The organism is Aureliella helgolandensis (genome assembly GCF_007752135.1).
Classification (GTDB): Bacteria; Planctomycetota; Planctomycetia; order Pirellulales; family Pirellulaceae; genus Aureliella; species Aureliella helgolandensis.
On the sequence record NZ_CP036298.1, the window covers coordinates 2414344 to 2427099 of the forward strand.

Annotated in this window: 13 protein-coding genes; all 13 read left to right on the plus strand. The window is 53.7% G+C overall.

Features of this window, described 5'->3' with window-relative positions; all coding sequences use genetic code 11:
- Positions 1-4: 4 nt before the first annotated feature.
- The 13 genes from Q31a_RS08615 (at position 5) to Q31a_RS08665 (ending at position 12400) form a co-directional block, all read left to right on the plus strand.
- Positions 5-799 carry a hypothetical protein gene (locus Q31a_RS08615; RefSeq protein WP_145076627.1) on the plus strand — a complete coding sequence of 265 codons (795 nt, stop codon included), beginning with the start codon at positions 5-7 and terminating at the stop codon, positions 797-799.
- On the plus strand, positions 799-1611 hold the full coding sequence (locus tag Q31a_RS08620; RefSeq protein WP_145076629.1) for a hypothetical protein: 813 nt from the start codon (positions 799-801) through the stop codon (positions 1609-1611). Before Q31a_RS08615 ends, Q31a_RS08620 begins: the two co-directional genes overlap by 1 nt.
- On the plus strand, positions 1611-2183 hold the full coding sequence (locus Q31a_RS08625; protein WP_145076631.1) for a hypothetical protein: 573 nt from the start codon (positions 1611-1613) through the stop codon (positions 2181-2183). Before Q31a_RS08620 ends, Q31a_RS08625 begins: the two co-directional genes overlap by 1 nt.
- An 865-nt stretch (positions 2184-3048) precedes the next feature.
- The gene (locus tag Q31a_RS08630) at positions 3049-4227 is read left to right on the plus strand and encodes an IS91 family transposase (protein ID WP_145076633.1); all 1179 of its coding nucleotides are present in this window, start codon (positions 3049-3051) and stop codon (positions 4225-4227) included.
- Entirely contained in the window at positions 4224-4388 is a 165-nt protein-coding gene (locus Q31a_RS30075) for a hypothetical protein (protein WP_197356485.1), read from the plus strand. Before Q31a_RS08630 ends, Q31a_RS30075 begins: the two co-directional genes overlap by 4 nt.
- 133 nt (positions 4389-4521) lie before the next feature.
- Positions 4522-5700, plus strand: a complete 1179-nt coding sequence (locus tag Q31a_RS08635) for an IS91 family transposase (RefSeq protein ID WP_145076633.1) — start codon at positions 4522-4524, stop codon at positions 5698-5700.
- A complete protein-coding gene (locus Q31a_RS30080; RefSeq protein ID WP_197356485.1) occupies positions 5697-5861 on the plus strand; it encodes a hypothetical protein in 165 nt (54 codons plus the stop codon). Before Q31a_RS08635 ends, Q31a_RS30080 begins: the two co-directional genes overlap by 4 nt.
- Before the next feature lie 116 nt (positions 5862-5977).
- On the plus strand, positions 5978-6538 hold the full coding sequence (locus Q31a_RS08640; RefSeq protein ID WP_047813072.1) for a hypothetical protein: 561 nt from the start codon (positions 5978-5980) through the stop codon (positions 6536-6538).
- A gap of 1214 nt (positions 6539-7752) precedes the next feature.
- The gene (locus tag Q31a_RS08645; protein ID WP_145076635.1) at positions 7753-8340 is read left to right on the plus strand and encodes a hypothetical protein; all 588 of its coding nucleotides are present in this window, start codon (positions 7753-7755) and stop codon (positions 8338-8340) included.
- A 342-nt stretch (positions 8341-8682) separates the two neighbouring features.
- Positions 8683-10257, plus strand: a complete 1575-nt coding sequence (gene ltrA, locus Q31a_RS08650; protein ID WP_197355412.1) for a group II intron reverse transcriptase/maturase — start codon at positions 8683-8685, stop codon at positions 10255-10257.
- Between the two features lie 265 nt (positions 10258-10522).
- Positions 10523-10984: a hypothetical protein gene (locus Q31a_RS08655; RefSeq protein WP_145076639.1), complete on the plus strand. Its 462-nt coding sequence runs from the start codon at positions 10523-10525 to the stop codon at positions 10982-10984.
- Between the two features lie 103 nt (positions 10985-11087).
- Positions 11088-11843: a hypothetical protein gene (locus Q31a_RS08660; protein ID WP_145076641.1), complete on the plus strand. Its 756-nt coding sequence runs from the start codon at positions 11088-11090 to the stop codon at positions 11841-11843.
- Positions 11844-11959: 116 nt separating this feature from the next.
- Positions 11960-12400 (plus strand): hypothetical protein, encoded by a 441-nt coding sequence (locus Q31a_RS08665; RefSeq protein WP_145076644.1) that lies wholly within the window; start codon positions 11960-11962, stop codon positions 12398-12400.
- Positions 12401-12756: the final 356 nt, after the last annotated feature.

Consider the following 12756-nt stretch of genomic DNA (forward strand, 5'->3'; position numbering starts at 1 on the left):
AACCATGGCCATCCTAGTCCGAGAGATTGCAGGAATGAGCGGTTCCGAAGGAGCCGACGAAGCCTCTGCCACGTTAGTTTTCGACTTGAAAAAAGGTGCAGCGGATTCCATGGCCGCTGTGCGTGCTGCCGTGGTCTCGGAAACGCCTGCGACGTTTGACGGACTCGATCGAACCAAGTTCACTTGGCGCGAAGAAGAGGAAAACCTGCGGCTGATCGTCAACGTCGACTACTCGGCTCGCTTGCCAGAATCGACCCTCCGCAGATCGTTCGACAGCACTGGCGGTACCGTTCGCGTTTTCACTTCCCTCGATACCGCATCGTTCGTGCGACCTGGTCGCACTGCTCCCAACTTCCGCAGTTTGATTGGCATCAAGGATGGTGATCCCGAGGGAGTCGATAAAACGGTCCCCGCACTCAAACTGAGCTACAGCTACAAGTGGCCCAGCAACGTGATCAACAACGCGTATGTAAAAGCATTGGCCGGGCTGGTTGGTATGACTAACTCCGCGACCTGGGACACGTACGGAGCGGGCGAGCTGCTGTTCTTGGGTGCGAGTGGTGAAATAATCCCCAACGTACCGACCACGATTAGCTACTCCTACGCAGCCTCTGCGGATGTTACCGGGCTGACGATCGCCGACATTACAGGCGTCGCCAAAGGTGGCCACGATTATCTGCGGGTGGCCTACGAAGAGGAAGCGGACGCCACTGCCAAGAAAAAGATTCGCCGTCCCCTGGCGGCCTATGTTGAACGCATCTACGGCCGGACAGCTTTCTCAAGTTTTGGGATTATCTAGTGCCCCAAATTTCAAAACGCAAGCCGGGTGATCGCTCCATCCCCGCGACGGATTGGAACAACATCGCAGATGCGATCAACGGTGGCGTGGGGCACCGTCCACCGCCACGGGCTGGATTCTACGTTCCCACGGTGTTGGTGCAAAACGACACCGGAGCGGACCTGCAGGCTTTTCAATGCATCTCCCTCGATGATCCGTTGTTTGCACTCGAGACAAATGGTTCTGTCGATTTGATCTTCTCCGGAAAGGCTGCCGATCCCGATAAGCCAGCAGCAATTGTGACCGAGCCTATCGCACACGATGCCACCAACAAACGCTGCGGCCGTGCTTGGATCTACGGGTTGGCTTATGCACTGGTGGGCCCAGCTGCATCGACATCCGATCTCACCGCGGCTCCGGAAGCAGCCAACAAGCGCCTAGCACCTGGCTCGGGCTCTGTGCAGCTGCTCGCAGCCCCGAGCACCACGGTCGAAAAGCTTTTGCCCGTCCTGCTGGGAGCTGCTGGCGGTGGTGGCGACACGCACTACCTATTCACACTCACCGCTGCCATGAGCAGTGGCTACGGCACAGCTACAATTCGCTCCATTTCCGATTCAGAAGAAATTGAAACAGGCGCAGTTGTGGGCGGGACTCTTGGCCTATTCGATGGGCTCGCAATTGGGCAACGTGGAATTTGCATCAAGTCAGGTGCAAACTACTATGCGATTGGCCCATACGTCACCCAAGTACGTTGGGACGATCCCGACCTGGAATACACCAAGGACGACGGCACCAACTGGACCAACATCGATACAGCTGAGGATTGTTCGTAATGCATTTCTATCCGCTACACTGGCGTGCCGGGCTTCCAATGTTGATGGGGCACTTGCAAACTATCGGTGGACATTTGGCGAGGACAACTACAGGACCTCGGCATCTAGCCAAGTGTGGCGGCTGCGACTGTTGCGGATCGATCGAGTTTGCGAGCGGCACCGATATCTATTCCACGAGCTGTGGCGGATGGTCCGGCGGTGGAACCGATACCGTCTCCGGTCCAGTCGGAGCAATCAGCGTTTGCACGGATCCAGATGGGCAGGACCTTGGCATCGTTGAATTTACGCGCGAGCAATCCTACAGCAAAACCGGGGAGGCAGATCGAGACTGCTCGATCTATGAAAAGTGGCTTGTGCGAGCTGTGGCAGAGGAAAGCGTTTTCGGCGTGTACTGCAGCATTGAATACACGCTAGACGCAGTAACGGTATCTGGCAGCGCTCCACCCAATGCATTGGATCCAGCTGGATGCACCTATCGGCAATGCGACGGCCACACGTTGGGAGTCAAGCTAGCGTTTTATACAAGCTACGTTGGAACGGGACCGTTTGCGTTTGAATGGACACCATGCTAGACAACCATTTCGAGTGTCGCTGCGAGTGCGGGTGGCCATTTCGTTTACGTGGGATTTCGGCTATCGACGTAAAATGCCCCAGCTGCTCCGCCAAGTTTCGATGCGTTGCTGGATCCTTGGGCCCACGCCCACCCGCGATTAATGCACCCGCCTGGACTCGGTTGCTCGCGCTGGCCAAGTCGCGATCAGACGTTGGCATCGGTGACACGATCGAGCGATTGTTCAGCTACATTGGGGGCAACGTTTTCAAGCGTCTGCACCACCGATTCTATGGAAAGCCATGTGGATGCAAATCTCGTCGCGATGCACTCAATCGCCGGTATCCCTATCAATAGGTCTTCCCGTTGCGATCGAGATGCAATTAGCCTCACAGCGCAGAGAAAGAAAGTGTGCACATCAGCGCGGTTGTTCCCTATGGGGTCCCCCGTCGAATTCCCCAAAGGGACCCGCCAAACTATCTACACATCAATTCATAAACGGAAACGCAAAACTTCGCCTTGGGCGCCCAACCGGATGAGCATTTGACGGCGGGGCATGGGACGTCTCCACTCTTTCCAGTAGCACATGCGAATGGGTCTGCAAATCCAACAGTCCAGGTGAGCGAAGATCCTCAGTTGGAGATGCCGGGGATGCAGAATTTACTCACCACCCGATGGAAGATCAATTTGAAGATTCCTGAATCCGGCTGCCGCAATCAGATGGAATTGTGTTCGAGGATGTGGATAATTGGGAGCAGTTTAAGGATAATTGCGTACTTCGCCCTGGGATAATACCTATGAAAGTCGCATTATTCTCATTGACCAATGATAATAACAAGTTGCACTAGCCTTTCAGGGGAGTTTTTGGCGTAATTTGGAGGTGCAAATTGGGTATTTCACTTCAGCTCATCTTCCTTCAGTCCTTTGAACAATACGCTGCCACACACCGCCTTTCTAAAGACATGTGGCGGGCTGCTTACTCTATTACCGATTGTCGCACCTACAAGCTCGGTGGACACTATCTCAGCTGCCCAAGTGGACACCAGTGCGAGCAGCAGTTCAATTCCTGCCGACATCGCAATTGCCCACAGTGTGCCTTGTTAGCTCGTGAACAGTGGCTTGCCGGATGGGCAGAACGACTGTTGAAAGTGCCGCACTATCACGTGGTGTTCACCACTCCCCACCAGCTCAACGTACTCTGGCGGTACAACCGAAAGTTGTTTGCAGACGCCCTGTTCGCCGCTGCAACCGGAGCCTTGAAGAAGCTCTTGGCGGACCCCAAATATCTCGGTGCCACTCCCGGCATGTTAGCCGCGCTCCATACCTGGAGTCAAACCCTAGCAGCCCACGTCCATCTGCATGTTCTAGTGACCGCTGGTGGGCTGGACTCCAGTGGTAAATGGAAGAACTCCCTCAGGCAGTGCTTGCTGCCACGTAAGGTATTGATGATTATCTTTCGAGGAAAGCTTCGCTCAGAGCTGCTGGCGGCCCTGGACCGAGGCAAGCTTGAATTGCCACCGGATCACTCCACGGCTCAGGTGCGAAGCTTACTGAACATGCTCGGACGAAAAGTCTGGAATGTCAAGATTCTTGATCGCTACGACCATGGCGCGGGGGTGCTCAACTACTTGGCTCGCTACCTCAAAGGCGGCCCCATTGCTCCTAGCCGCTTTATCAGCCTCACCCCGCACAGCCTGCGGTTCCGCTGTCGTCCAGGGAGTCAAGAGGCCGGAGGCGGGGAGGTCCGCTTGCCCATCGATGAGTTCTTCACGCGGCTGTTGAACCACGTTCCGCCGAAGAGTATGAAAACAGTGCGTGGCTACGGCCTGTACGCTGGCGGCCAACGCGAGCAACTCAACATAGCCCGCGTCGCAGTCGGGCAAACCGCCTTGCCCAAGCATCCTGCTCCAGCGATTGCCTGGCAAGAGATCTGCGTCGCGCTGGGACGTGAGGACGCTTCGGTGTGTCGTCACTGTGGAGCCAAGTTGGTGGTGGAAGGCTATTTTCGCTGTGCTCGCCCTCCGCCAAAGCCAGTGTTTTGCACAGTTGAAGTGGGGAATCGATGAGAAAGAAGCCAGAATTCACATTGCAAGCAAAGCAGAGTTGTCTGACGGTCCGTCCCCACCTATCCCAGCTTGGACTCAACGCCCCACCCACGACACCGAATGGCTCTGCCATGGAAAGCAATTTCCAAGATATAAAGAGTCCTCCGGCCATTCCGCAATAGTGCAACCAAAAATTGCACCTGATTTGTGTCCCATGACCACTTTGCGGTACAATGTCTACCCATCACAAACAGGTGAATTTAACCGTTGCACTAGCCTTTCAGGGGAGTTTTTGGCGTAATTTGGAGGTGCAAATTGGGTATTTCACTTCAGCTCATCTTCCTTCAGTCCTTTGAACAATACGCTGCCACACACCGCCTTTCTAAAGACATGTGGCGGGCTGCTTACTCTATTACCGATTGTCGCACCTACAAGCTCGGTGGACACTATCTCAGCTGCCCAAGTGGACACCAGTGCGAGCAGCAGTTCAATTCCTGCCGACATCGCAATTGCCCACAGTGTGCCTTGTTAGCTCGTGAACAGTGGCTTGCCGGATGGGCAGAACGACTGTTGAAAGTGCCGCACTATCACGTGGTGTTCACCACTCCCCACCAGCTCAACGTACTCTGGCGGTACAACCGAAAGTTGTTTGCAGACGCCCTGTTCGCCGCTGCAACCGGAGCCTTGAAGAAGCTCTTGGCGGACCCCAAATATCTCGGTGCCACTCCCGGCATGTTAGCCGCGCTCCATACCTGGAGTCAAACCCTAGCAGCCCACGTCCATCTGCATGTTCTAGTGACCGCTGGTGGGCTGGACTCCAGTGGTAAATGGAAGAACTCCCTCAGGCAGTGCTTGCTGCCACGTAAGGTATTGATGATTATCTTTCGAGGAAAGCTTCGCTCAGAGCTGCTGGCGGCCCTGGACCGAGGCAAGCTTGAATTGCCACCGGATCACTCCACGGCTCAGGTGCGAAGCTTACTGAACATGCTCGGACGAAAAGTCTGGAATGTCAAGATTCTTGATCGCTACGACCATGGCGCGGGGGTGCTCAACTACTTGGCTCGCTACCTCAAAGGCGGCCCCATTGCTCCTAGCCGCTTTATCAGCCTCACCCCGCACAGCCTGCGGTTCCGCTGTCGTCCAGGGAGTCAAGAGGCCGGAGGCGGGGAGGTCCGCTTGCCCATCGATGAGTTCTTCACGCGGCTGTTGAACCACGTTCCGCCGAAGAGTATGAAAACAGTGCGTGGCTACGGCCTGTACGCTGGCGGCCAACGCGAGCAACTCAACATAGCCCGCGTCGCAGTCGGGCAAACCGCCTTGCCCAAGCATCCTGCTCCAGCGATTGCCTGGCAAGAGATCTGCGTCGCGCTGGGACGTGAGGACGCTTCGGTGTGTCGTCACTGTGGAGCCAAGTTGGTGGTGGAAGGCTATTTTCGCTGTGCTCGCCCTCCGCCAAAGCCAGTGTTTTGCACAGTTGAAGTGGGGAATCGATGAGAAAGAAGCCAGAATTCACATTGCAAGCAAAGCAGAGTTGTCTGACGGTCCGTCCCCACCTATCCCAGCTTGGACTCAACGCCCCACCCACGACACCGAATGGCTCTGCCATGGAAAGCAATTTCCAAGATATAAAGAGTCCTCCGGCCATTCCGCAATAGTGCAACCAAAAATTGCACCTGATTTGTGTCCCATGACCACTTTGCGGTACAATGTCTACCCATCACAAACAGGTGAATTTAACCGTTACCCGACTGAGCCCGTTACGGGAGAACAAATGACGCGCCTGATTTTTGCGGTCGCAATCCTTGCCTTCCCGCTTAACGCTTTTGCACAGGGGGTTTCCGAATCGGCAGCTGGGAGTGCGAGGCCACCCAAGACGTTTCTTGGGTGGCTCGCGTCTGGTCAGCACGTTGGTGTCGTCGAACATGACCGAAGTTCCGATGTCCGGTTATTTATTTATACCGATAGTGATTACCAAAGCGTTTTGAATCACACCAAGCTGGAGAAGATCGGAGTCAACGCCGAACATGCTGCCCGCGAGAACTTTGGGCTCAAGCGAAAGCTTGAGGGATTTGCGTCTGATAGGAAATTGGATCAGGCTGCGATAGGCAAGGTGCTCGTACTGCCTCGACAGCAAGCCATCTATGCAAAGATCGTTTCGGTTGGTGATGATTTTGTGATGATTGAATACAACGATGCTTCAACAGCAAATCCAGCCCCGCAAGCAATCCGCGGTAATCTGCGCATCATTCCAAGATCAAGGATTGCCTCGATCGATTTGCACGTAGCTCCCATCTTGTTCTCTCTTCCGACGGAAGCTAATGCCGGCGGGTAACAACGCAATGCACGGGAGCCGCGATAACGCCTTTTCCTTTGGCTAGCTTTCACGGTCGCGGCCCCGTGATTGCCAGCGTTCCCCTTCTAGAGATCATCTTGGCGAAACGCTTCTTACTATCGAAGCCACTGATTCGTTGGTGGACACCATATTGGGCTCATTGCGGAAAGTCCAAACGTGAATGGCGGCGACTTTTCAATTTGCAGAGCATGGTAAGAATCCTCGCTGCTGGAACCGTCTGCTGCGTTCTAATAGTAATAATCTTTCGACTCGCCTTCCCGTTAATGCCGCTTGCGAATCTTTGGTGGCTGACCGTACAGATCCCTGGCCTTTTTGTCCTGTTCTTCGCAATGTCCTGGGTTTATCGCGCGATTCCAGAGCGCATTTCTGTCTTCGAGGACTGCTTGCTTATCCAGCACGGAGAAACTGCCGTACGGATTGAGAAATCAAGTATCAGTGCCGCTCGGATAGTGGTGTTCGCAGATGATGCAATCCGTCTGCGGATATGGTACACATATAAAGATCACAAGAAATGCAATGCTTTTGGGCTTCCCAGCAACTTCGATCTTGCTGCATTGGAGAACGCTCTTGAGGTGCCGCTTACTGTCTACGATGGCAGGTCGGGCACCACACACAACGAAATCCAGGGGAACCAAGAAATGCACCGAAGTTCCGGTGGCCAGTCTACTTTACACAATTACTCGTCCGCCGGAACTCGGTGATTTCAAACGTTCTCGGATGCAATGAGATGCTCGGCGGTTGAGTCTATTTCGGTTGCCGAGTAGTCACCGAGAGGAACGAAGTCTAATCGTTAAGTTGCATTGCCAGACGGACATACTAGCCAGGCGGACGATTAGGTGGTTGGGCAGTGGATGCAACATTGGGAATCGCATGAATGCACTCGCTTCGCGGTAGTCCAACCGGATGAAAACAATGGAGGATCAAACTCGACGCGGGTTTACTCGGTCAGGGGATCTCGCTCGGCAGCACGCCAGGATCGCCAGGCAGATGCATGCATTTCCAGGCAGTCCTGATCGATCCTAAATCACGTTTGCTATAATGACCACGGTCGGACCGAAACTCCTGGCCCTAGCGATCCAGGCCCGAGAACAATCCGATGCACGGCAGTCGGCGACAGTTAACCAGATTTACCACCAAATCAACCTCGCCGACGCCGTGATCGGTGACGTTCTGCTGTTGAAAGGATTGAACTGATGCGTAGCCATTTGCTGATTGGAATCTTGTCTCTCGCTGTATTTGCGGATTTGGCGCGTGCGGAAAGCTTTATTGCTAAGCTTCCACAAGTGGGCACAAGTGTTGTTTACGAATACTCGACTAGTGTCGACGAGAGAGGTACAGCTCGGAAATCGCAAGGGACCTTGAAACTTCATCGACTCGCAGATGATAGTGAATCGGGTTTTTCAAGAGTAAGGTTGGTGTTCGATTTCGCGACCGCTGCAAATCACCAGCACACAGAATTTGTTCTCAAAGTCCGAGAATCGGAAGGTACAATCGAATTAGCATCGGCCACCATGAAGCATAACGACGGAATCGGGAAAGAGCTGCCATCAACGCACCTAGAGTTTGAGGGGCTCAAACTGCTCTTTGATGTTAAAGCCGATGGCGAGCCTGTTGAGTCATTCTTCAATAAAGATAACGGGCTATACTGCGTAACGACGACAGTTCAGGATGCCGGGGCAACTCCGTTTGGAGCTGGAAAGCTGACTAAAGTCGCAACTAGAGAGATCGAAGGGAAAACCGTGTCGACGTCTTCGATTCAGATCAAGTCGAATGGCACTTAGCAGAACAAAACAATGCACGTGCGTACTGGAAATGAGTTGACGACAAGTGGGTGTAACTCCCACCTGGGTAGCCGCTAGCCACGAGCCCAGTATCGAGTGTTGCAGGTTGTCTGGTAACAGGCAAGTTGAAGCGTACACAGAAAGGAAGCGAGGATGAAAGGTATGGACTAGCTATCCAGCCCTGAATGGTACTGAGCCCCGAAATTATTGTAACTGTCGGATTCTGCCCAAGGTGTGTGCATACTGGAAGGCAATACCGAACACCGCGTCATGGCGAGCGTTGTTTGGAGACCCGGGGTCGAACGCCCATTCGCGTTTCACATTATGTCATCAAAGCAACCAGTGAGATCCCAACTGTTCTTGTTTGACGTGAAGACCAATCACGCCGCTGCGAGTATGCATCCCCAATCCGAAGAGGAGAGGCTTGCAAATGACGCTGGGAAGTCGGATAGCCGAATAGTACCACAGCAGCGCACAGACCGAGTGCGTGAAACGAAGCTGGGTAATGCCAGTGGAGGGAAGGCGGCTAAGCTATCACGCGATCCCAGTCGAACACATCCCCAACTCAGAGCGGGAACCGATGTGATAAGTCGACTGATTCGCATCTCCGAACGAGCGGAACGCCATCCTGAAGAGGCATTTAACAACCTTTTCTCGATGCTCGACGTGACCTTACTTCGACACGCGTTCCACAAACTCGAACGAGGCAAAGCACCGGGAGTCGATGGTCAGACATGGGAGCAATACGAGGCCAACCTGGAGAGCAATCTTGAGGATCTCGCAACCCGGCTTCACCGTCAAAGCTATCGTCCCCACCCAAGTCTGCGTAGAGAGATCCCGAAAGGGAATGGCAAAACGCGACCGCTGGGTATCGCATGCGTGGAAGACAAACTCGTCCAACGAGCCGTCGTGATGATCCTGGAACGGATATACGAGAAGGATTTCTATGCCTTCTCGTTCGGATTCCGTCCGGGCAAGTCGTGCCACGATGCATTGAGTGTGCTTGGCACAGACATCGCCACTAAGAAAGTGAACTGGATTTCTGACGCGGACATTAAAGGGTTCTTCGACAACGTCTGTCATGAGCAACTCATCGAGTTAGTTCAGCAGCGTGTCTCCGATCCTCGCATGTTGTGGCTAATCCAACGCTTTCTCAAGGCGGGTGTGATGATCGACAACCGGCGTCATGACACAGACGACGGAGTCGCGCAAGGCTCAGTTCTCAGTCCCTTACTGGCTAACGTGTATCTACATTACGTATTGGACCAATGGTTCGTCCGCGATGTGCAACCACGTCTCAGCGGCGAATCGCACATTGTGCGATATGCTGATGATTTTATCTGCTGGTTTGAGCGTGAGGACGATGCACGCCGATTCCTAGAGGTGCTCAAGAAACGTTTGGCTCGATTCTCGTTAGAGTTAGCTGAGGACAAGTCGCAATTGATCAGGTTTGGCCGCTTCGCCGAGCGCGACAGTAAGCGCTACGGCAACGGTGGGCGACCTGGGGTCTTCGACTTTCTCGGCTTCACTCATTACTGCGGCCACAGTCGCTCGGGCAAATTCAAACTCAAGAGGAAAACCGCCACCAAGAAACTACGGGCTAAGTACCTAGCGCTCAAAGACTGGCTACGCCACAATCTGACTCAGCCGATCACCGAGGTCTGGCGGACGCTCAACCGCAAGCTCTGCGGTCATTACCAATACTACGGGATCAATGACAATTGGCCGTACCTGGTAAAGTACCGCCAAGCGGCCAAGCGATTCGCCTACCGCTGGATCTGCCGACGCAGTCAGAAAGGCCGCATCAGTCGTAAAACGTTTGCACAGTACTTGGCTCGCAATCCACTGGCGGAACCTCGACGGTTAACGGATTTGATTGCCCGTGGACGTCAACTAGCTGCTACAATGAATCGGTAGACAAGTGATAGCTGGGAGCCGGATGCGTTAACTGCGCACGTCCGGTTCTGAGAGGGTGCGGATCATCAATTAAGCACGGTCGTAATATTGTGGCACCACGTGGAGGAAACTCGTGGAAACAGCGAACACAAACCTCGACCTAAACTTGAGAGATTCCAAACTACTCGCCGAAAGTCCCGGTGGTTGGTCACCTATACACACAAACAGTCACTCGCCGGGACTTCGTGATTGTAACCGTTCTGCCATTAAGCTGTCTGCAACTCGCATGGACCTAGAACCGGAGATTCTCGCAACGGATGAATCGGCACTACTGCGTCAGGCATACGTCGATGCGTTCGTTGATACAAAATGCGATCACTACGCCAAGTACATTCGAGCAGAACGCACTTTCTCCGACGGCAAGCGCTATGAGGGGTACATCTGGGATTGCCTGCGTCAGCCAAAACGTGTCACGTTCAAACGCTTCACCGACACGATTGTGCGGTTTGATCAGGTATTCGTTTTCGCCGATGATCATTCCCGTGATCGCGTCATCGGCTCGCCATTGTGGCCTTACGCTGCCTTGTCCGTTGCTCGCTTCCACCCCGACACTCTGCTAAAATGTCTTCCACAGCTACCCGAAGACATTTATGTTTTCGATTCATCCGTTTCATGGACGCTAATACTAACCCACGAACACGATCGCAAACGGCGGATTTGCTGTTCGGTCGGACTTGATGTCACCTGAAGGCAGAACCATCGCGTGAACCGGAGCACGCGAGTGAGCCTTTTGGCAATGGAAAATCTTTCGCGCGTGCCCGGTTACGCGTACCGTTCTGCCTATGAAGCTGATGATGAATCGATGGACACTCTCGCTGATAGCGGTTCTCATGTTGGGCTGCGATCAATGGCCACCCAAATCGATGTACGCACCATCAAACGTTCCGGCTGATCGCGAAGAGATCGATCCGTGGACTTCTTCTTTGCTGGACGTCGATGTTCCGACAGCGAACCGCCTTGTTGGCGAGCGGCTGAAATCCGCCGATCCTAAACTTTCGTCTCTCGTCGAACGCATGGCAGAATTTATACCGGTTCAGGTTGCTTTCGCATCCAGGCGTGGGCATGTGAGATGCGTTAGGCAGTATGTGGATGCGAAATCGAATATGCCTCAGTACGATGCAATCTACATCGCGCAGCCGCCTGCTAGGAAAGTCGTCCTGAAACGCATCGAGTTCTTTGACGAATCATTGCGATCAACGATGTCTGAGTTTTTAGAACGATTTGCGGGCTCGGGCGAAGAAATCGAGATGGCCGGACAATTTGCGTACGACCATTGGCCAACCGCCGAGGAATTCGGTTATGCTGAAGAAAGCTCGTTGGGAGACTGGAAAGAGGCTACGCTACTATACCACTCAATGAACGGTGACGCGGTATTCATCAAACCAAATGGCGCGACGGCTTGGCGGGTACTAGAAACTGACGAAACCATTCCACTCGCAACGACATTTCCCGAATTTATCGAACTGTATACGGATTTCCGTGGAGCGCACGAAGTCTTTGACTCTTGGGCCTATAGTGAATTCAAAGATGGCAGAACCAAGCCATGAACCCAAGTCGCCGGTCGCGCGTTTAATTACATCAACATCAAATTCGGCGACTGGGTTATGGCCGCCGTTCTGCCACTGAAGCTGTTCCTCAACCGCCAAGCAGCGAATTCGCTCCCATGCTCGGACTGATCCTCACTCTCGTGGTTGTGCTGCCTCTCGCTTGGCTTGCATCCGAATTCCAATCCCGAAAGGAGATACGCATCGCTCTTGGCCTCGCAGCCATTGCGATGGCATTCGGCGTTGCGTGGATCGTCGGCTCGCTTGACAGGCTCAACTCGAACATCTGGTACGGAGCCGCCACGAAGGATTTGATTCAAAACACAATCGTGGAATTGGAAAATGGCAACGACGACCGTGTGCTGACCGAGTTGCGTGCGTTGCGTTCCAAATTTCATCCAACATACGAGACTCGTGCGGACTATGACAAACTCGTCGCGACGTATGTAAACGCCGTGTCGGATGAGCCTATACTTCATGAACGCGGTGACCCGAGGTGGGCGGATGACGTCCCGACTGACTCCAATCCACTAGGACCCGAATCGCAGGCAGAACCATGAAATGCACGGGAGAACGGGTGGTCCGTTTTCTCGTCAGCTTGCAAGTCGTTAGCCCGTTCCCCGTGATTTCTACCGTTCGCCGACAATTCAATTGAGACTTACTTGTTAGTGATTTCCCTTCCGAATCCCAGGGGAGTAAGAACGGATCACCCCATGGTTTTCAGCACCATTGATCGTGATGCGCAACGGTCTAATTATCCGTCGCCTTAGCGGATGCTCGTAGCTGACGCTTGAGCTACAAACCCTAATGATTTGTTGGGTTTGCAATCCGCTCGCCTCTCTCACAATGCCGATAATTCATGCAGCGCTCGATTCATGAATTGACGCGCAGCGGTCTACGGAACCGAAGGTTAGAG

Bases quoted from the DNA above. Each gene is read 5' to 3' on its own strand.
- Q31a_RS30080 (WP_197356485.1), top strand. From the start codon at position 5,697: ATGAGAAAGAAGCCAGAATTCACATTGCAAGCAAAGCAGAGTTGTCTG.
- Q31a_RS08655 (WP_145076639.1), top strand. From the start codon at position 10,523: ATGGACCTAGAACCGGAGATTCTCGCAACGGATGAATCGGCACTACTG.
- Q31a_RS08665 (WP_145076644.1), top strand. From the start codon at position 11,960: ATGCTCGGACTGATCCTCACTCTCGTGGTTGTGCTGCCTCTCGCTTGG.
- Q31a_RS08640 (WP_047813072.1), top strand. From the start codon at position 5,978: ATGACGCGCCTGATTTTTGCGGTCGCAATCCTTGCCTTCCCGCTTAAC.
- Q31a_RS08645 (WP_145076635.1), top strand. From the start codon at position 7,753: ATGCGTAGCCATTTGCTGATTGGAATCTTGTCTCTCGCTGTATTTGCG.
- Q31a_RS30075 (WP_197356485.1), top strand. From the start codon at position 4,224: ATGAGAAAGAAGCCAGAATTCACATTGCAAGCAAAGCAGAGTTGTCTG.
- Q31a_RS08625 (WP_145076631.1), top strand. From the start codon at position 1,611: ATGCATTTCTATCCGCTACACTGGCGTGCCGGGCTTCCAATGTTGATG.
- Q31a_RS08615 (WP_145076627.1), top strand. From the start codon at position 5: ATGGCCATCCTAGTCCGAGAGATTGCAGGAATGAGCGGTTCCGAAGGA.
- Q31a_RS08660 (WP_145076641.1), top strand. From the start codon at position 11,088: ATGATGAATCGATGGACACTCTCGCTGATAGCGGTTCTCATGTTGGGC.